The sequence below is a fragment of the Streptomyces sp. JLYT201 genome (assembly GCF_059448825.1).
In genome coordinates this window covers 3274832-3294252 of record NZ_CM182551.1, presented here as the reverse complement: position 1 = coordinate 3294252, position 19421 = coordinate 3274832, and the positions used below count along the sequence as shown (strand labels likewise).

Sequence of the window (19421 nt, the reverse complement as noted above, 5' to 3'; positions counted from 1 at the left end):
CCCCGACGTTCACCGCGACTTCGGTCATCGGCCTTCCCTCCGCCACCAGGAGTCACTACCGTCCCAGCTCAGCAGACCAATGGATCACCGGACAACCATTGGGTGTCGACTGGAGGTTGGGCGTGGCAGCGGAGATTTCGCGCAGACGGTTGATGGCAGTGGGCGGCGGCGCGCTCGGCGCCGCCACGGTCGGGTCCTTCCTGCCGCCGTCCCTTCAGGAGGCGCTCGCGAAGGAGCCGCCGAAGGGCGGGCTCGACGCCATCGAGCACGTGGTCATCCTGATGCAGGAGAACCGCTCCTTCGACCACTACTTCGGCTCCCTGCGCGGCGTCCGCGGCTTCGGCGACCGCAACGCCGTCCAGCTCCCCAGCGGCAAGAGCGTCTTCGAGCAGCCCGGCGCCGGGCGGTCCGTGCTGCCGTTCCCGGTGCGCGAGGCCGCCGCCACGCAGAAGAAGGACCTCCAGTACATCGGCGCCCTCGACCACTCCTGGAGCGGCGGCGCCAAGGCCTGGCACGACGGCTGGATGGACGGCTGGGTGACGGCCAAGACCGCCGCCACGATGGCGTACTACACGCGCCAGGACATCCCGCTGCACTACGAACTCGCCGACACCTTCACGGTCTGCGACGCCTACCACTCGTCCATCCACACCTCCACCAGCCCCAACCGCAACCACCTGTGGAGCGGCAAGACGGGCTTCGAGGCGTCCGGCAAGCGGGCCGTCGACAACGACGCGTACGACGAGGGACGGCACCCGGGCTACGGCTGGGCGACGTACGCCGAGCGCCTGGAGAAGGCGGGCGTGAGCTGGCAGACGTACACCGAGTGGGAGAACTTCACCGACAACCAGATCGAGTTCTTCACCACCTTCAAGGCCATCGCCCGCAAGGCGCTCGCCCAGACGGAATTCACCTTCATGGAGGCCTTCTACGCCAAGGTCCGCGACGCCAAGGACGAACCGGAGCGGGCCCGGCTGCTCGCCGCGCTCGACGCCGGCGTGGCGTCGCTGACCCGGCGCGAGCGCTCGCTCTTCGAGCGGGGCCTCAGGCGGGTGCCGACCGGCAAGCTCGCCGAGACCTTCGCGCGGGACGTCGCCCGGGGCAAGCTGGCGAAGGTCAACTACCTGGTGCCGTCCGCCGTCGACTCCGAGCACCCCTCGGTCTCCTCGCCGATCCACAGCGCCACCATCGTCTACAAGGTCCTGGACGCGCTCGCCTCGCACCCGGAGGTGTGGCGGCGCACCGCCGTGTTCATCAACTACGACGAGAACGACGGCTTCTTCGACCACGTGCCGCCGCCCGTGCCCGGCACCGACGACCCCGACGGCGCCGAGGAGCGCTGGCAGGGCCTGCCGACCGGGCTCGGCGCGCGCGTGCCGATGCTCGTCGTGTCGCCCTGGAGCGTCGGCGGGTACGTGTCCTCCGAGGTCTTCGACCACACCTCCGTGGTGCGCTTCCTGGAGCGCTGGACCGGGGTGCGCGAGCCCAACATCAGCGCCTGGCGCCGCCGGGTCACCGGCGATCTGACCGGTGCCTTCGACTTCGACCGCGGCCACCGGCAGCCGGAGGTGGAGCAGCCCGGCGCGATCCCGCCGTTCAGCGGCCGCTGGCAGCCCCAGCCGCCCGTCCAGCAGTCGATGCCCCGCCAGGAGCCGGGCGTGCGCCGGGCCCGCCCGCTGCCGTACCAGCCGGACGCCGACGCCCGGCCCGCCAAGGACGGCACGCTCTCGGTGCGGCTGCGCAACGGCGGCCCGCGCAGCGCGCACTTCGCGCTGTACCCGTACGCCGGGGAGTTCCCGATACCGCAGCACCAGGACGTCCGCCACGAGGGGCGCTGGTCCGTGCCGCTGCGCGGGGACGCCTACCGCTTCACGGTCACCGGGCCGAACGGGTTCCGCCGCGAGTTCGCGGGCGGCAAGGACGACGTCGCCGCCCTCTCCTCGGCGATCACCCGGCGCGAGCTGCACCTCACCATCGCCAACCGGGGCAAGGAGCCGCTGGTCTTCACCGTCAAGCCGCTCGGCTACGTGGACGCCGACGAGGTCCGGCGGCGCACCCGGACCGTGCGCGTGCGGCCGGGCAGCAGCCGCACCGTCGCCTGGCGGACGTCGGACGAGCGCGGCTGGTACGACATCGAGGTGACGGCCGCGGGCGACCAGGCCTTCCGGCGGCGGCTGATGGGCCACATCGAGAACGGCCGCGCCAGCGTCTCGGGCTGATCCGGCCGACCGGAGCGTGGTGCGGGGGCATACGGGTGTGACCCGTGTGCCCCCGCGTGGCGGTTGCGGTCCCGGGCGCCTGGGCGGACCCGCCTGAGCTGTTGTGAGGCTGGACACGAAACGGACTAAGGATCTCCGGTGGCTGTCAGAGTGGCTCCCGCATGGCCCATCCCGGTCATGTCGCCGCACAAGCGGCCGCATGATCTTTGTCCGGCCATGTCGATCATGTAGTACTTCAAGCAGTAGACGTGTTCTTTTCGGGTCAATTCCGACGCTTCCCGGCTGCCCCGACGAAGATCCACGAGTCACTCAGGGAGCCAGTCCGTGGCAGCACTCGCCCGGTGGTGCGTCCAGCACCGCCTCGTCGCCGTACTGCTCTGGCTCCTCGCACTCGGCGGCACCGCGACCGCTGCCGCCGTCGTCGGATCCGCGTACTCCAACGACTACGAGGTGCCCGGCACCGAGTCCAACCGGGCGAGCCAGCTCCTCAAGGACGGCTTCCCGAGCCTCGGCGGCGACAGCAACACCGTCGTCTGGCACACCGGCGGGGACCAGTCCGTGCGGGCCGCCGCCGTCGAGCAGACGATGACCGAGACGCTCGACGAGATCGCCGAGCTGCCGGGCGTGGCCTCCGTCACCAGCCCCTACACCGAGCGCGGCGCCACCCAGGTCAGCGCGGACGGCCGCACCGCGTACGCCACGGTCACCTTCCGTGACCAGCTCGAATCCGTCGCCCCCGGCGAGGCGCGCGCCGTCGTCGAGACCGCCGAGGCCGCCGCGACCAAGGGCCTGAACGTGGCCCTCGGCGGCGGCGCCGTCGGCCTCACGGAGGCCAAGAGCGCCAAGACCGCCGAGATCGTCGGCGTGGCCGTCGCCGCCGTCGTGCTGTTCCTCGCCTTCGGCTCGCTCGCCGCCTCGGCCCTGCCCATCGCCACGGCCGTCGTCTCCGTCGGCACGGCGTACGCGGGCATAGTGCTGCTCGGCCACGTCATGACGGTCGCCGACTTCGCGCCCATGCTCGGCACCCTGATCGGCCTCGGCGTCGGCATCGACTACGCCCTGTTCATCGTCACGCGCCACCGCAAGGGCCTCAAACGCGGCCTGCCGGTCCCCGAGGCCGCCGAGCGGGCCGTCGCCACCACCGGCCGCGCCGTGGTCTTCGCGGGTGCCACCGTCTGCATCGCGCTGCTCGGCATGCTGATCCTGCGCCTGAGCTTCCTCAACGGCGTCGCCATCGCCGCCTCCCTGACCGTCGTCCTCACGGTCGCCGCCTCCGTGACGCTGCTGCCCGCGCTGCTCTCGTTCATAGGGCCGCGCGCCCTCAGCCGCCGCGAGCGGCGCAGGCTCGCCGAGCGCGGGCCCGAGCCTGAGGTGCCCACCGGGCTCGCCGCCCGCTGGTCGGCGTTCGTGGAGCGCCACCCCAAGGTGCTCGGCGCGCTCGCGGTCGTGGTGATCGCGGTGCTCGCCGTGCCGACGCTCTCGCTCCGCCTCGGCACCTCCGACCAGGGCAACAACCCCGCGACGGCCACCACGCGGCAGGCCTACGACCTGCTCGCCGACGGCTTCGGCCCCGGGGTGAACGGCCCGCTCACCCTCGTCACCGACGTCCACGGCGCCCCCGACCGGCTCGCCCTCGACAACCTCGGCGCGACCCTGGAGTCCACCCCGGGCATCGCCTCCGTGAGCCCCGTGACCTACGCCGACGGCGGCGGAGCGGCCTTCCTGACCGTCGTACCGGACTCCGCGCCCCAGTCGAAGGCCACCAGCGACCTCGTCGACCGGCTCCGCGGCGAGGTCCTGCCGCGCGCCGAGAGCGGTACCTCCCTCGACCTCCACGTCGGCGGCGTCACGGCGGGCTACGACGACTTCGCGGAGGTCATCGTCGGCAAGCTGCCGCTGTTCGTGGGCGTCGTCATCGGCCTGGGCTGCGTCCTTCTGCTCCTCGCCTTCCGCTCGGTCGGCATACCGCTGAAGGCCGCCGTCATGAACGTCGCGGCGGTCGCGGCCGCCTTCGGCGTCGTGGTCGCGGTCTTCCAGTGGGGCTGGGGCAGCGAACTGATGGGCCTGGGACGCGCGGGCCCCATCGAGCCCTTCCTGCCCGTCATCATGGTCTCGGTCCTCTTCGGCCTCTCCATGGACTACCAGGTCTTCCTGGTCAGCCGGATGTACGAGGAGTGGCTGGAGACCGGCGACAACCGCGTGGCCGTCCGCGTCGGCCTCGCCGAGACCAGCCGCGTCATCAACTCCGCGGCCGTCATCATGATCTCGGTGTTCCTCGCCTTCGTGCTCAGCGGGGACCGGGTGATCGCGATGTTCGGCATCGCCCTCGCGGCGGCCGTCGCGCTCGACGCGTTCGTGCTGCGCACGCTGCTCGTGCCCGCCCTCATGCACCTGCTCGGCGGGGCCAACTGGTGGCTGCCGCGCCGCCTGGACCGCTGGCTGCCGCGGATCAGTATTGAGGTGCCCGAGCACCGCACGCGTGCGAGGATCCCCGGACACCGCGAGCGCGACGAGATCGCGTACGCGCCGCTGGAGAAGCGCTAGCCGCAGAACCGACGAGGGAGATCCGGATGTTCGCCATACCCGTGGGGGAGGGGGCCGAACTGCGGCCCCTGGAGCCGTGGAACGCCGAGGAGTTCCTGGAACACGTCGACCGGGCACGGGAGTTCGCCGGCCCCTGGGTGCCGATGACCGCCAAGGTCACCGACCTGGACTCCGCCCGCGCGGTCCTCCAGCGCTACGCGGACAAGCAGGCCGCGGACACCGGCCGGATGTACGGCATCTGGCTGGGCGGCACGCTCGTCGGCGGTGTCTTCTTCCGGATCTTCGACGCCGAGTCCGACTCCTGCGAGGTCGGCGTCTGGCTCGAACCCTCCGCCACCGGCCGCGGCCTCGTCACCGCCGCCGCCCGCGTCCTCATCGACTGGGCCGTCGACCGGCGTGGCATCCACCGCGTGGAGTGGCTCGTCTCCTCCCGCAACGAGCCCAGCAAGGCCGTGGCCAAGCGCCTCGGCCTGATCCGCGACGGCGTGCTGCGGGAGAGCTTCCCCTGGCAGGGCATCCGCCACGACATGGAGGTCTGGTCGGTGCTCGCGCCCGAGTGGCGGGCGGCCCGCACCGCGCGTTAAGGGCCTTCTCAGACTCCGTCCGTACGGTGCGGAGCATGGGAACGAACACCGCCAACGAGACGGACGCGACGGAAGCGACGGACGAGGCGCCCAAGGAGGCACCTCAGACCCCGGAGCCGGCTAAGGCCCTTCCCCAGGCCGACGGTCCCGAGGACGGGCTCGTCGAGGCCGACGGGCCCGAGGACGACCTCGCCGATGACGAGCCCGCCCCGGCGCCCGCGCCGTCGGGCGTCGGGCAGGGGGCGGCCGCCCTCGTCGCCGCCGCGCTCGGCCTGATCGGCCTCTCCGGAGGGTGGCTCGGCACGGTCGCCGCGGCCCGCGAGTCCCTGATCGGCCAGCTCAACACCTCCCAGGGCGCGGGGGTGGCCCGCCAGGTCCAGGAGGTCTACGGCGACTCCTGGAAGACGACGGCCCTGGTGGCGGGCGCGTTCGCCCTCGCCGCCCTGGTGGTCGGCGCCGCCACCCTGCTCCGCCCGGCCTTCGGCGCCCCCGACCGCGTCCAGGCCCCCTGGATCACGTCGGTCGCCTGGGCGGGCGTGGCCCTCGGAGCCATCGGCCTGGTCCTGGCAGTGGCCAAGTACACCGACCTTTTCCTGGGCCTGCCGTCGACCAGCTAGGCCCCGGCCGCCGCTCCCGGGGCGGGGGATAAGGCAGCCCCTCACACCTAAGGCCCCCCACCCCCGGAAGATGCGGAACCTTCCCGATGTGCCGGACCCCCCTGGGAAACGAAAGTGGAGTCATCGCAGAGAGCGAGACACCGACTCCGCAGGGGGAAAAGAAAATGTTCGACTACGAACTCCACCAGTTCCGCGCCGCCGAGCTCGCCCAGGAGGCCGCCCACCACCGCCTCGTACGGGAGGCGCGCAAGGCCGCGAAGCCCCGCAGGGCGTTCGGCCGGGAGGCGGCCGAGGCCCGCCTGACGGCCCGGCGCACCGAGCCCACCGCCGACCGCTACACCCACGCGGCCTGACGGCGGCCCCGGCCCCTCCCATGTCGCGCACAGCGAAACCCACTCCCACAAAACCGCAGCTCTGTGCGATGCTCACCGCTGTGGAGACCAAGTCCGTCAGCCCCGTCTTCGTCGGCCGAGCCGACGAACTGCGCGTACTGAACGACGCGCTCGCCCGTGCCGCCGATCCCGCCGCGGGCGAGCCCCAGGCGCTGCTGCTCGGTGGCGAGGCGGGCGTCGGCAAGACCCGGCTCCTGGAGGAGTTCGAGGCCGCGGCCGTCGCCGCGGGCGCCCTCGTGGCGGTCGGCGGCTGTGTGGAGATCGGCGCCGACGGACTGCCCTTCGCCCCCTTCTCCGCCGCCCTGCGCATCGTGCGCGAGCAGCTGCCCGCCGAGTTCGCGGCGGCCGCCGCGGGCCAGGAGGAGGAACTGGCGCGGCTGCTTCCGGAGTTGTGCGACGGGGTCAAGGGCCCGCAGTCCTCCGGCGGCAGGGCGGGCGAGGAGGCCATGGCGCGGCTGTTCGAGCTCACCGCCCGCCTCCTGGAGCACGTGGCCGCCGACCGGACCGTCGTCCTGGTCCTTGAGGACCTGCACTGGGCGGACGCCTCCACCCGCCACCTGCTCTCGTATCTGTTCCGCACGCTGCGCAGCGGCCACCTCGTCGTCCTCGCCAGCTACCGCGCCGACGACATCCACCGCCGCCACCCGCTGCGCCCGCTGCTCGCCGAGCTGGACCGCCTGCGCACGGTCCGCCGCGTCGAACTCGCCCGCTTCAGCCGCGACGAAGTGGCCCGCCAGATGGCCGGGATCCTCGCCGCCGAGCCCACCCCCAAGCTGGTCGACGACGTCTTCGAGCGCTCCGACGGCAACGCCTTCTTCGTCGAGGAACTCGCCGTCGCCTCCCACGGCGGCACCTGCGCCTCCCTCACCGACTCGCTGCGCGACCTGCTCCTCGTCCGCGTCGAGGACCTGCCCGACGACGCCCAGAAGGTGGCGCGGATCGTCGCCGAGGGCGGCTCGACCGTCGAGTACGACCTGCTCGCCGCGGTCGCCGACCTCACCGAGGACGACCTGATCGACGCGCTGCGGGCCGCCGTCGGCGCCAACATCCTGCTCGCCTCGCCCGGCGGCGACGGCTACCGCTTCCGGCACTCCCTGGTGCGCGAGGCCGTCGGCGACGACCTGCTGCCCGGCGAGCGCTCCCGCATCAACCGCCGCTTCGCCACCGCCCTGGAGGCCGACCCCTCCCTGGTCGCCGCCGACCAGCGCACCACCCGCCTCGCCAGCTACTGGTACCACGCCCACGACGCCGCGAAGGCGCTGCCCGCCGTGCTCAACGCCTCCGTCGAGGCCCGCCGCCGGCACGCCTACGCCGAGCAACTGCGCCTCCTGGAGCGCGCGATGGAGCTGTGGGACGCGGCCCCCGACGACGTGTGCGCGCGGCTGCGCCCCGTCGACTACACCGAGGTCTACCCGCCCTGCGGCTGCGACCCCGCCACCATGCCGCTGCGCTATCTGGACCTGATGGCCGAGGCGGCCGTCGCGGGCCGCCTGTGCGGCGAACGCGAACGCGCCCTGAAGATCACCAAGCGCGCCCTGCGCCTCCTGGAGGAGGAGCAGGACCCCCTGCGCTCCGCCTGGTTCTGGGTGCAGCGCTCCCGTCTGGTGCAGAGCCTCGCCCGCGGCGACGGCTGGACGGAACTCGCCACCGCGCAGGAACTCCTCAGCGGCCATCCGCCGTCGGAGGTGCACGCCGAGGTGTTCGCCCTGGTCGCGGGCTGGCAGATGCTGCACCAGCCGGGCCCCGACAGCCTCGCCGCCGCCGAGCGGGCCGTCGAGTACGCCCGCATGGTCGGCGCCCACGAGATCGAGCTGAACGCCCGGCTCACCCTGGGCGGCCTGATCGTCGACACCGGCGACATCGACGCCGGGCTCACCGAGATGTACGCCGTCAGGGACCGGGTCACCGCCGAGGAGATCGTCGGTGTGCTCTGCCGCTGCTACATCAACCTGCCCTCCGTCCTCGAAGGCATCGGCCGCCACCGCGAGTCCCTCGCCCTCCTCGACGAGGGCATCAAGCACGCGCAGCGGTACGGCCTGCGCGAGTCCGAGGCCTGGATGTGGGCCAACCGCTCCGAGTCCCTCTACTCGCTCGGCCGCTGGGACGACGCCGTCGACTCGGCGAGGCGCGCCGTCCTGAGCGCCAAGCCGCGCGGCGGCGCCAGCGTGCGCCTCGCCCACTTCGCGCTCGCCCGCGGCGACATGGCCGAGGCCGCCCACCAGCACGCCGAGGCCCGCCGCCACTTCGGCACGCACGACTCCATACCGCAGAACACCCTGCCCCTGGCCCGCATCGCCCTCGGCATCGCCGCGGGCGAGGGCCGCATCCTCGACGCCCGCGCCGAGCTCCTGCGGACCGCCGCCGACGGCCTGCCGCCCGGCACCCAGCGGTACGGCTGGCCGCTGCTGCTCGCCGCCGCCACCGCCGAGGCGGACGCCCGCGGCCTCGCGATCGCCGCGCCGGGCCGCGACGAGCACCTGGACCTGATCCGCACCACCATGAAGTCCCTGGCCGCCCGCGTGCCGGTCTGGCAGGCGTACGAACGCTGGGTCCGCGCCGAACTCCTGCGTGCCGAGGGCCGCGCGACCGCCGACGACTGGCTGGAGGTCCTCACCGCGATCGCCCCGCTGGAGCGGCCCTACGACCTCGCCCGCGTCCGCCACCGTCTCGCGGAGGCGCTGCTCACGGCCGGAGCCCCGGGCGGCAGGGCCTCCGCCTCCGGCGACTCCGACCGGGAGAGGGCCGCCGAGCTGTTGCGGCAGGCGGCCGCGGTGGCCGAGCACCTCAGCGCCCGCCCCCTCGTCGAGGCCGTCACGCACCTCGCCCAGCGGGCCCGGCTCTCCCTGACGGGGGCGGCGGCCACCACTCCGGCCGACCCCGCCGAGGAGCTCGGTCTGACCACCCGCGAGCGCGGCGTGCTCCGCCTGGTCGCCGCGGGCCGCAGCAACCGCCAGATCGCCGAGGAGCTCTTCATCTCCCCGAAGACGGCGAGCGTCCACGTCTCCAACATCCTCGCCAAGCTGGGCGTCGCGGGCCGTGGCGAGGCGGCGGCCCTCGCGCACCGGCTCCGTCTCTTCACCGCGGACGAGGAGCCCGTGGCCGCCGGGTGACCGGCCCCGGCCTGCTTCCCGGGCGCTCGCTTACCCTGGGGAACAGGACCGCCGTCAGCCTTCGGGAGGCACCGTGTTCAACGTGTTCGAGCAGCTCTTCGCTCCCGGGCGCAAGCACACCGACGACGAGAAGAAGCGGCTCGAGCTGTCGCGCGTCGACGTGGACGACGGGGATCCGGGCCGGGGGCCCATAGACCTGTCCTCCGGCAAGGTGGTCGTCCGTGTGCCCCGCCAGGGCACGGAGGAGCCCCACCCGGCCCCCGATTCCGGCCCCGCCCCGGCTTCCGCCCCGGCCCCGGACGAGGCCCCGCCCGCCGCCTGAGCCCGGCTCCGGCTCCGATTCCGCTTGCCGTTCGGGCGCGCCGCCGCTCCGCCTCCGGCCCCGCCCGCGCGTTCCCCGCTACCTCACCCGCACTTCCAGGATCTTGTCGTCCCCCTTCTCCGGGGTGCCCCGGGAATCCGTCTCGCTCGTCACCAGCCAGAGCTTGTCGCCGCCCGCCGCGAGCACCGTGCGCAGCCTGCCGTGCTCCTCGGTGAGGAACGCCCGGGTCTTCGGCTCGCCGTCCACCCCGCGCACCGGGACGCGCCACAGCCGCTGGCCGCGCAGGCCCGCCATCCAGACCGAGCCCTCGGCATAGGCGACGCCGCTGGGGGAGGCCTCGGACGTCTTCCACTGGGCCACCGGGGCGTGGAAGCCCCCGGCCCCTTCGTCGTCCTCGTCCCCCTTGCCCTCCACCTCGGGCCAGCCGTAGTTGTCCCCCGCCTTGATCTCGTTCAGCTCGTCCCAGGTGTCCTGGCCGAACTCCGAGGCCCACAGGCGCTTTTGCTCGTCCCAGGCGAGACCCTGCACGTTCCGGTGGCCGTACGAGAACACCGGGGAGTTCGCGAAGGGGTTGCCCGGGGCCGGCTCGCCCTCCGGGGTCAGGCGGAGGATCTTGCCGCCGAGGGACTTCTTGTCCTGGGCGAGACCGGTGTCGCCCGTCTCTCCCGTGCCCACGTACAGCAGCTTGTCGGGGCCGAAGGCGATCCGGCCGCCGTTGTGGATCATGCCCTTGGGGATGCCCTTGAAGATCGTGTCGGGGGCTCCCAGGCGCTGGCCCGCGGGCTTGGCCTCGTCGTACAGCATCCGGGCCACGCGGTTGTCGGAGGCCGTCGTGAAGTACGCGTACACGAAGTGGTCCGAGGCGTAGGTCGGGGAGAGGGCGAGGCCCATCAGGCCGCCCTCGCCGCCGGGGTCCACCCCGGGCACCGTGCCGACCTCGGTCTTCTTGCCGGAGGTGCCGTCGACCTGGGTGATCGTGCCCTCGTCGCGCGACGACACGAGCAGGTCGCCGCCGGGGAGCGCGGCGAGGCCCCACGGCGACTTCAGGCCCGTGGCCAGGGTCTTGATGACCTCGGCCGAGCCCTTCTCGGGGGGTGGTGTCGCGCCGTCGTGCGACCGGGAGGAGCTGGGGCCGGTGCGCTTGCCGCCGTCCGGGGTGCCGTCGTCGTCCGACGAGCATGCGGTGGCCAGGAGGAGGGCGGTGGCCAAGGTGGCTGTCACGGCGAAACGTTGAGGACTCGGCACGGTGGGATCCCTTCGGCGCGGAGCTTCTCCTGTTCATACACCGCCCGGGCCCCCCGGGTTCCCACGCCCCTGCCGGGGGCTCCCCAAGCCCGCCCCTTCCCGAAACCGGGGGCTCCGCCCCCGGACCCCCCTTATCGCCGCTCCGCGGCTCGTCCTCAAACGCCGGACGGGCTGAAAGTCTCCGGTCCGCACCGGCAACCGTCCAGCCCGTCCGGCGTTTGAGGACGAGCGCGCCAGCGCGATGAGCGGGGTCCAGGGGCGGGCTTGGGGAAGAGCCCCCGGCAGGGGCCAGGTGGGCTCAGTCCCAGGAGCCCTGGGCCGGGGGGAGTGCCGCCAGGTCGGCCAGGTCCTGGGGGGAGAGGCGGAGCCCCGCCGCCCCCGCGTTCTCCCGGGCCCAGCGGTCCCGTTTCGCGCCGGGGATCGGTATCACCTGGGCGCCCTGCGCGAGGACCCACGCGAGGGCCGCCTGCGCGGGCGTCGCGCCGTGGCGGGCCGCGACCCGGCGCAGGCCCACCACCAGGGGCTGGTTGGCGGCCATCATCTCGGCGGTGAAGCGCGGGTGCCGGGCGCGCAGGTCGTCCCGCTCGAAGCCCTGCCCCGGCGTCAGCGTGCCCGTGAGGAAGCCGTTGCCCAGCGGCATCGCGGCCAGGAAGCCCACGCCCCGCGCCGCGCACCACGGGAGGAGCGCGTCGAGGGCCTCGGGGGACCACAGCGACAGCTCGGCCTCCACCGCGGTCACCGGGAAGACCTGCTGGACCCGTTCGAGCTGGCGGAGCGTGGTGTCGTGCATCCCGGTGCCGGACCGCCGCCGGGCCCGCGCCCCGACCGCGCACAGGCCGAGCGCCCGCACCTTCCCGGCCGTGACCAGGTCGGCCAGCGCGCCCCAGGTCTCCTCGATCGGCACCTCCGGGTCGGCGCGGTGCAGTTGGTAGAGGTCGATGGTGTCGGTCTGGAGCCGCCGCAGCGACGCGTCGCAGGCACGCTTCACATAGCCGGGGCGGCCGTTGGCGACGATGTGCTGGTCGCCCACGAGCAGCCCGCACTTCGTCGACACGAAGGCCTCGCCGCGCCGCTCCTTGAGCACCCGGCCGACGAGCAGTTCGTTGGTGAACGGGCCGTACATGTCGGCCGTGTCGAGGAGCGTCGTGCCGTGGTCGAGCGCCGCGTGCACGGTCCGCATCGAGGCGTCACCGCGCTGTCGCGAGCCGGAGTACGCCCAGCTCATCGGCATGCAGCCGAGTCCGACGGCGCCCACCCCGAGCGCCCCGGCGCCGATCGTCCTGCGCTCCACCTGGTCGAACCCTCCCGCTGTCCCGCGATCCCTCAACTGTCTGCGATCTTCCGTCTGGGCGGCACCAAACGTAACCTCTGCGTACCGGCACGCGGCGTGCGCCCTGTTCGCACTAGCCTCCTGACCATGACAACTGACGTATGGCTGCCGTTCGAAGAGACCGACGTCGAGGGTCTGCCCGCCGCGTCCGAGGCGGGTCTGACGTACCGCTACTGGGACGGCGGTCCGGACTACCCCGCCGATCCGGCCGACTGCGCGTTCTACGTAGTGCCGTACATGAAGAGCACCGACATCGTGGTGCCCCCGATGGCCGCCATGGCGTCGCTGCGGGTCGTGCAGACGCTGACGGCGGGCATCGACGCCCTGGAGCCCGGTCTGCGGTTCCTGCGGCCCGGCGTCCGGCTGTGCAACGCGCGCGGCGTGCACGAGGCCAGCACCGCCGAGCTCGCGCTGACCCTGATCCTCGCCTCCCTGCGGGGTGTTCCGCGGTTCGTGGAGGGGCAGCGGACACAGGAGTGGCGCTCGGGGTTCTATCCGGCGCTCGCCGACAAGTCCGTCCTCGTCGTCGGGTACGGATCGATCGGCTCCGCCATCGAGGACCGGCTCGCGCCGTTTGAATGCGCGCGGGTGGCGCGCGTCGCGCGCACCGAGCGCACCACGGCGCGCGGTGTGGTGCACTCGCTCGGCGAACTGCCCCGACTGCTTCCCGAAGCGGACGTCGTGGTGCTGTCCACGCCCCTCACGGAGGCCACCCGCGGCCTGGTGGACGCCGACTTCCTGGCGCGGATGAAGGACGGCGCGCTGCTCGTGAACGTGGCCCGCGGCCCGGTGGTCGACACGAAGGCCCTGCTCCCCGAGCTGGAGAGCGGCCGCCTCACCGCGGCCCTGGACGTCACCGACCCCGAGCCGCTGCCCGTGGGGCACCCGCTGTGGCGGAGCCCGGGGGTGCTGATCAGCCCGCACGTGGGCGGTTCGTCGTCCGCGTTCGCGCCGCGCGCCCGGCGCCTGTTGACCGCCCAGCTGCGGCGGTACGTCACCGGGGAGCCGCTGTCCAACGTCGTTCTGACGACCTCGTGACCCCGATGACCTCGTGAGCCCAAGGGTGTCGTAACCCGTCGCAATCCCGATATTCAGGGCTTCGGAGCGCGGCCCTCCGGCCTGCGGCGGCTTCACAAGTCGGTCAGGATCGGTCGATATCCGGCGCACCGTGACCGCCTGGAACCGGCGTTGCGCCTTCTCTGCACGCTCCGCACTCACTCGTGTGCGCCGCGTGTCCATATTGACGAGCGCAGTCACGCAGCGTAGAGCAGACCTGTCCCTGAGTGACGAGGCTGGTGTATCGTCCCGACAGGGGCTGCGCCGTGCACCGTTCGGCGCCGGGGATCGAGTACCGAGACTGCGAGGGGGGCGACGGGCGATGCACGGCCTATGGGCGAACGATCCGAAGCGGCGGGACCACCGCCCGCGACTCTCGCGCACACCGGCCCACGGGCGACGGCACCGCGCCCGGCGGCACCGGCACCCGCACCGCGCCGCCAGGCGCCGTTCACAGCGGTCGGAGGTCGGCGCATGGCAGCCACCAGGACGGACGAGCGGCCGCCGGTCCACGGATCCGGCGCCCCCCGGCGGACAGCGACAGGGCCCCTGTACCCCGCCTGTCCCGTCGACGGGACCGGGGTGCTCCGGCCCGGTGCCGGGTGGAACCCGTGGTGCCACGAAGGGCCTCCCGCGCGCGGCGCGTGGACGCGGCCCCCGTGGCCGTGGCACCGGCGCGCGCAGCGGAGCGGCCCGGTGAGCGGGCAGGCGGCCTCCGCGTCCGTCCTGGAGGGCGGCCTCGGTGCCCCCATGGCCCCGCCGGGCGCCCCCATGGCCCGCCGCCCGGCGCCCAGCGGCGGCACGGGCCTGCTCTCCCAGGTCTTCCTGTTGCTGGTCTGCGGCGGCTATGCGACCGGGTCCGCCCTCGGCTGGGGCTCGGACCGGCTCGCGCTCATCATGGGCGACTTCGGCCTCAGCGCCGCCGCCGCGGCCGCCGCGGTCTCCTGCTTCTTCTACTCCCGCACCCGGCGCAGCCGCTTTCGACCCGCGTGGCTGCTGTTCGCGCTCTCCTCCGCGATGGCGGCCTGCGGAAACGCGGTGTGGGGATGGCACGAGGTCGTCCTGCGGCAGGCCGTGCCCGAGCGCGGCTTCGCGGACCTGTTCTTCCTCTGCTTCGCTCCGCCCGCCATCATCGGGCTGCTCGTGCTCGCCAAGCGCCCGGTCACCAAGGCCGGATGGGTGTGCCTGGGGCTCGACGCGTGGCTCATCGGCGGTTCGCTGCTCACGCTCTCCTGGAGCCTCGCCCTCGCGCACACCGCGCAGTTCGACGGGCCGGGCGTCGCGCACGCCGCGCTGTCGCTCGCGTATCCGCTCCTGGACATCGCCCTCGTCAGCATGGTCCTGGCGCTGCACTTCAGGCGCTCGTCGGCGAACCGCACCGCCGTGAACACCGCCATCGGGGCCCTCGCGCTGACCGTGATGTGCGACGCCCTGTTCACCTCGCCGCTGCTGCACGCCAGTTACCGTTCCGGCCAGCTGCTCGACGCGGGCTGGTTCGCGGGCTCCCTGCTCCTCGCGTACGCCCCGTGGGCGGCGCCCCGGCCGGGACGCGTCGAACCGGACCCCCCGCGCGCGGCCCACCGCCCGTACGGCAGGACGCGCATCGCGGGCGTGCACGACGTCCGAGGGGTCCGCGACTTCCACGACGTGCGGGGCACCCGCGACTTCCACGACGTACGCGATCCACGGGACGTGCGCGATCCCCACGAGGGGCGCGATCACCGCGACCCCCGCGACCTTCGCGATCCGCGTGACGTGCGGGACGGGCGCGACCTCCGCGACCACGAGCGGGGCGACGACGGCCGGTACGCGACGACGCGGCCCATCGCCGGTTCGCTCGCCGCCCTCACCCCGTACCTGGCCGCCGCGGTCTGCACGCTCGGGATCCTCTACAACGTCCTGAACGGGCGCAGCGTCGACGAGGTCGTGCTCTTCACCGCGGGCACCGTCGTCCTCGCGCTCGTCGTGCGCCAGGGCATCATGCTGCTCGACAACATCACGCTGACCCAGGAACTGGCCCAGAAGGAGAACCACTTCCGTTCCCTGGTGCAGGGTTCCAGCGACGTCATCATGATCGCCGCCCCGAGCGGCATCCTGCGCTACGTCAGCCCGGCCGCCGCCGGGGTCTACGGCCGCGAGGCCGACGAGCTCGTCGGCTCGGAGCTGGCCACGCTCATGCACCCCGAGGACCTCGGCCGCGTGGTCCACGAGGTGCGCCGCTTCCTCGCCGCCAACCCCGTGGAGGAGCCCACGACGCGGATCGAATGCCGCTTCAAGTCCGGCAGCGGTGAATGGCTGAACGTGGAGTCCACCGTCAACCGCCACCACGGCGGTCTCATCTTCAACAGCCGGGACGTGACCGAACGGGTGCGCCTCCAGGCGCAGTTGCAGCACAACGCCGAGCACGACCCCCTCACGGACCTGCCCAACAGGGCGCTCTTCACCCGCCGAGTCGCGCAAGCGCTCGGCGGTCGCAGAGTCACCGACCGAGGCACGGCCGTGCTCTTCATCGACCTCGACGGCTTCAAGGCCGTCAACGACACCATCGGCCACCAGGCGGGCGACGAACTCCTCGTGATGGCCGCCCAGCGCCTCCAGGAGGCCGTCCGCGCGTCGGACACCGCCTCGCGCCTCGGCGGCGACGAGTTCGCCGCCCTCATCGTCGGCGACGGCACCCGCGACCAGGCCGCCCGCGAGAAGCACATCATGGAGCTCGCCGACCGGCTGCGGCTCAGACTCTCGCAGCCCTACGACATCGGCGGCAACGATGTCCGGGTCGCCGCGTCCATCGGCGTCGCCTTCGCCGAGCCCGGCGTCGGCGCGGGCGAGCTGCTGCGCAACGCCGACCTGGCGATGTACCGCGCGAAGGCCGCGGGCAAGGGCCGCGTGGAGCTGTACGCCCCGCAGATGCAGGCCGACGTCGCCCGCAAGGCCGAGCTCGCCACGCGCCTGCGCAGCGCCCTGCACGAGGGCGAGTTCGCGCTCCTGCACCAGCCCGTGGTGGCCCTCGACAGCGGCCGGATCACCTCGGTCGCCGCCCAGGCGCGGTGGCGCTCGGCCCAGGGCATCCTGTTCACGCCCGCCGAGTTCCTGCGCACCGCCGAGGACGGCGACCGCACCGCCGAGCTGGGCCGCTGGCTGCTCCAGGAGGCCGTCGAGCAGGCCGCGGAGCGTGCCATCGCCGGGCACGCGGTGCCCGTCTCCGTGCGGATCGGCGCGCGCCGCCTGGTCGACCGCTCCCTGCCGCTCGGCTCCCTGGAAGCCCTGCTCACCCGGCACGGCCTGCCCTCCGGCGCGCTCGTCATCGAGCTCGCGGACAGCGACCCGCGGGTCCCCCTCGACGAGCTCGAACGCCGCCTCACCTCCCTGCGGCGGCTCGGCGTCCGGGTGGCGCTCGACGGCTTCGGCAGCGGCTGCGCGGCGATCGCGGCCCTGCGCCGCCTCCCCGTCGACGTGCTGAAGCTGGACCGCGGGCTCGTCGAGGGCGTCGTGGAGTCCGCCCGCCTGCACAAGATCACGGCCGGTCTGCTGCGCATCGCCACCGACCTCGGCCTCGACTCCGTCGCCGACGGCGTGGACCACCCCGAGCAGGTCGTGGCGCTGCGCGCGATGGGCTGCACCCACGGCCAGGGCATGGCGTTCTCCGGCCCGCTCGACGAGTACCGGCTGCGCCGCGCGCTCGCGATGGGGGAGTACCCCGTGCCGCGCGGCCCCGTGGAGCCGGTGTGCGTGGGCGGCCCCGCCGTGGCGCCCCCGGCCGCCTTCGGCGGCGCGGGCGCGGCCTACGCGGCCGGGACGGTGGCCGGAGCCACCCCGTTCAGCCGCTCACATGCTGAGACGCCCGTCCCACCTACTTGACAGGTGTGGCGCGCCGGGGGGAGGGTCAGTGCCATGCGCACCCGAATTCTCGTACTTGGAAAGCGCGTCGGCTGAAGCTGGGAAGTCCGGTTCCTGACACCGGAGAGACCCAGCGACCGCACCCGGCGCGCTCCCCTCGCTTGCCCCACGGCACGAGGGGTTTTTTGTTGCACCAGCACTGCCAAACCCAGGCAAAAACCCCGCTAAATCTCCGCCCGACGTCGGGGCGGAACCACAGCGAAAACCCTCAGCATCGAGAAGAGAATGCCGATGACCGAGCAGGCCACCGGGGCCAGCCATCCGCAGCCGCGGCCCCGATCCTCTGGACAGCAGCAGTCCGCGCCCGTCGAGCACGTCACGGGTGCGCAGTCCCTGATCCGTTCGCTCGAGGAAGTCGGGGCCGACACCGTATTCGGCATTCCCGGAGGCGCGATCCTCCCGGCGTACGACCCGATGATGGACTCCACGCGCGTCCGTCACATCCTCGTCCGCCACGAGCAGGGCGCGGGCCACGCGGCCACCGGCTACGCCCAGGCCACCGGCAGGGTCGGCGTCTGCATGGCCACCTCGGGCCCCGGTGCCACCAACCTGGTCACGCCCATCGCCGACGCCCATATGGACTCGGTGCCGCTCGTCGCCATCACCGGGCAGGTCTCCTCCAAGGCCATCGGCACCGACGCCTTCCAGGAAGCGGACATCGTCGGCATCACCATGCCGATCACCAAGCACAACTTCCTGGTCACCAAGGCCGAGGACATCCCGCGCACGATCGCGGAGGCCTTCCACATCGCCTCCACGGGCCGCCCGGGCCCCGTCCTCGTCGACATCGCCAAGGACGCCCTCCAGGCGCGCACCACGTTCTCCTGGCCGCCGCAGCAGGAGCTGCCCGGCTACCGCCCGGTGACCAAGCCGCACGCCAAGCAGATCCGCGAGGCGGCCAAGCTCATCACCGCCGCGAAGCGCCCCGTCCTGTACGTCGGCGGCGGCGTCATCAAGTCCGGCGCCACCGCCGAGCTGAAGGTCCTCGCCGAGCTCACCGGCGCGCCCGTCACCACCACCCTGATGGCGCTCGGCGCGTTCCCCGACAGCCACCCGCTGCACGTGGGGATGCCGGGCATGCACGGTGCGGTCACCGCCGTCACCGCGCTGCAGAAGGCCGACCTGATCGTCGCCCTCGGCGCCCGCTTCGACGACCGCGTCACCGGCAAGCTGGACAGCTTCGCGCCGCACGCGAAGGTCGTGCACGCCGACATCGACCCGGCCGAGATCGGCAAGAACCGCGCCGCCGACGTGCCGATCGTCGGCGACGCCCGCGAGGTCATCGCCGACCTCGTCCAGGCCCTGCAGGCCGAGCACACCGCGGGCCACACCGGCGACTACACCGCCTGGTGGGCCGACCTGAACCGCTGGCGCGAGACCTACCCGCTCGGCTACGACCACCCCGACAACGGCCAGCTCTCGCCGCAGCAGGTCATCGAGCGCATCGGCCAACTGGCCCCCGAGGGCACGGTCTTCGCCGCGGGCGTCGGCCAGCACCAGATGTGGGCCGCGCACTTCATCCAGTACGAGCAGCCCGCGACCTGGCTCAACTCCGGCGGCGCCGGCACGATGGGCTACGCCGTCCCGGCCGCGATGGGCGCCAAGGCGGGCCGCCCCGACAAGACCGTCTGGGCGATCGACGGCGACGGCTGCTTCCAGATGACCAATCAGGAACTCACCACCTGCGCCCTGAACAACATCCCGATCAAGGTCGCCATCATCAACAACGGCGCCCTGGGGATGGTCCGCCAGTGGCAGACGCTGTTCTACAACCAGCGCTACTCCAACACCGTCCTGCACAGCGGCCCGGACGCGGACGGCAAGCAGCCGAGCGCCGGCACCCGCGTCCCGGACTTCGTCAAGCTGTCCGAGGCGATGGGCTGCTACGCGATCCGCTGTGAGGACCCGGCCGACCTCGACAAGGCCATCGAAGAGGCCAACGCCATCAACGACCGGCCCGTCGTCATCGACTTCATCGTCCACGAGGACGCCCAGGTCTGGCCGATGGTCGCGGCGGGCACCTCGAACGACGAGGTCATGGCCGCCCGGGGCGTGCGCCCCGACTTCGGTGACGGCGAAGACGACTGACGGCTTAACGGAACACG

Annotated in this window: 12 protein-coding genes; 10 read left to right on the top strand and 2 right to left on the bottom strand. The window is 73.1% G+C overall.

Annotated features, from left to right (window positions below; translation table 11 throughout):
• The first annotated feature begins 122 nt into the window (after positions 1–122).
• From AC5WAM_RS13030 to AC5WAM_RS13000, 7 genes are all read left to right on the top strand, one after another.
• Positions 123–2219: a phosphocholine-specific phospholipase C gene (locus AC5WAM_RS13030; protein ID WP_495522681.1), complete on the top strand. Its 2097-nt coding sequence runs from the start codon at positions 123–125 to the stop codon at positions 2217–2219.
• A gap of 324 nt (positions 2220–2543) precedes the next feature.
• The gene (locus tag AC5WAM_RS13025) at positions 2544–4763 is read left to right on the top strand and encodes an MMPL family transporter (RefSeq protein ID WP_495522680.1); all 2220 of its coding nucleotides are present in this window, start codon (positions 2544–2546) and stop codon (positions 4761–4763) included.
• A 26-nt stretch (positions 4764–4789) separates the two neighbouring features.
• Positions 4790–5347, top strand: coding sequence for a GNAT family N-acetyltransferase (locus AC5WAM_RS13020; RefSeq protein ID WP_495522679.1), 558 nt, complete (start codon positions 4790–4792; stop codon positions 5345–5347).
• 35 nt (positions 5348–5382) lie between these two features.
• A complete protein-coding gene (locus AC5WAM_RS13015; RefSeq protein WP_495522678.1) occupies positions 5383–5964 on the top strand; it encodes a hypothetical protein in 582 nt (193 codons plus the stop codon).
• Between the two features lie 164 nt (positions 5965–6128).
• Positions 6129–6317 carry a hypothetical protein gene (locus tag AC5WAM_RS13010; RefSeq protein ID WP_366790079.1) on the top strand — a complete coding sequence of 63 codons (189 nt, stop codon included), beginning with the start codon at positions 6129–6131 and terminating at the stop codon, positions 6315–6317.
• 68 nt (positions 6318–6385) lie between these two features.
• Positions 6386–9466, top strand: a complete 3081-nt coding sequence (locus AC5WAM_RS13005) for a helix-turn-helix transcriptional regulator (RefSeq protein WP_495522677.1) — start codon at positions 6386–6388, stop codon at positions 9464–9466.
• 73 nt (positions 9467–9539) lie between these two features.
• Positions 9540–9788: a DUF6191 domain-containing protein gene (locus AC5WAM_RS13000; RefSeq protein ID WP_495522676.1), complete on the top strand. Its 249-nt coding sequence runs from the start codon at positions 9540–9542 to the stop codon at positions 9786–9788.
• Positions 9789–9866: 78 nt separating this feature from the next.
• Here the strand turns inward: AC5WAM_RS13000 and AC5WAM_RS12995 are convergent, their stop codons facing one another.
• Both AC5WAM_RS12995 and AC5WAM_RS12990 read right to left on the bottom strand, forming a co-directional pair.
• On the bottom strand, positions 9867–11009 hold the full coding sequence (locus AC5WAM_RS12995; protein WP_495522675.1) for a PQQ-dependent sugar dehydrogenase: 1143 nt from the start codon (positions 11007–11009) through the stop codon (positions 9867–9869).
• A gap of 322 nt (positions 11010–11331) precedes the next feature.
• Complete coding sequence (locus AC5WAM_RS12990) at positions 11332–12324, bottom strand: aldo/keto reductase (protein ID WP_495522674.1); 993 nt, start codon at positions 12322–12324, stop codon at positions 11332–11334.
• Between the two features lie 126 nt (positions 12325–12450).
• Here AC5WAM_RS12990 and AC5WAM_RS12985 point away from each other — a divergent pair, with 126 nt between their 5' ends.
• The 3 genes from AC5WAM_RS12985 (at position 12451) to AC5WAM_RS12975 (ending at position 19404) form a co-directional block, all read left to right on the top strand.
• Positions 12451–13401 (top strand): 2-hydroxyacid dehydrogenase, encoded by a 951-nt coding sequence (locus tag AC5WAM_RS12985; RefSeq protein WP_366790074.1) that lies wholly within the window; start codon positions 12451–12453, stop codon positions 13399–13401.
• Positions 13402–14169: 768 nt separating this feature from the next.
• On the top strand, positions 14170–17277 hold the full coding sequence (locus tag AC5WAM_RS12980; RefSeq protein ID WP_495523574.1) for a putative bifunctional diguanylate cyclase/phosphodiesterase: 3108 nt from the start codon (positions 14170–14172) through the stop codon (positions 17275–17277).
• Positions 17278–17541: 264 nt separating this feature from the next.
• A complete protein-coding gene (locus AC5WAM_RS12975) occupies positions 17542–19404 on the top strand; it encodes an acetolactate synthase large subunit (protein WP_366790073.1) in 1863 nt (620 codons plus the stop codon).
• Positions 19405–19421 lie beyond the last annotated feature (17 nt).

Bases quoted from the DNA above. Each gene is read 5' to 3' on its own strand.
- AC5WAM_RS13020 (WP_495522679.1), top strand. From the start codon at position 4,790: ATGTTCGCCATACCCGTGGGGGAGGGGGCCGAACTGCGGCCCCTGGAG.
- AC5WAM_RS12985 (WP_366790074.1), top strand. From the start codon at position 12,451: ATGACAACTGACGTATGGCTGCCGTTCGAAGAGACCGACGTCGAGGGT.
- AC5WAM_RS13010 (WP_366790079.1), top strand. From the start codon at position 6,129: ATGTTCGACTACGAACTCCACCAGTTCCGCGCCGCCGAGCTCGCCCAG.
- AC5WAM_RS13005 (WP_495522677.1), top strand. From the start codon at position 6,386: ATGCTCACCGCTGTGGAGACCAAGTCCGTCAGCCCCGTCTTCGTCGGC.
- AC5WAM_RS12980 (WP_495523574.1), top strand. From the start codon at position 14,170: ATGGCCCCGCCGGGCGCCCCCATGGCCCGCCGCCCGGCGCCCAGCGGC.
- AC5WAM_RS12975 (WP_366790073.1), top strand. From the start codon at position 17,542: ATGCCGATGACCGAGCAGGCCACCGGGGCCAGCCATCCGCAGCCGCGG.
- AC5WAM_RS13015 (WP_495522678.1), top strand. From the start codon at position 5,383: ATGGGAACGAACACCGCCAACGAGACGGACGCGACGGAAGCGACGGAC.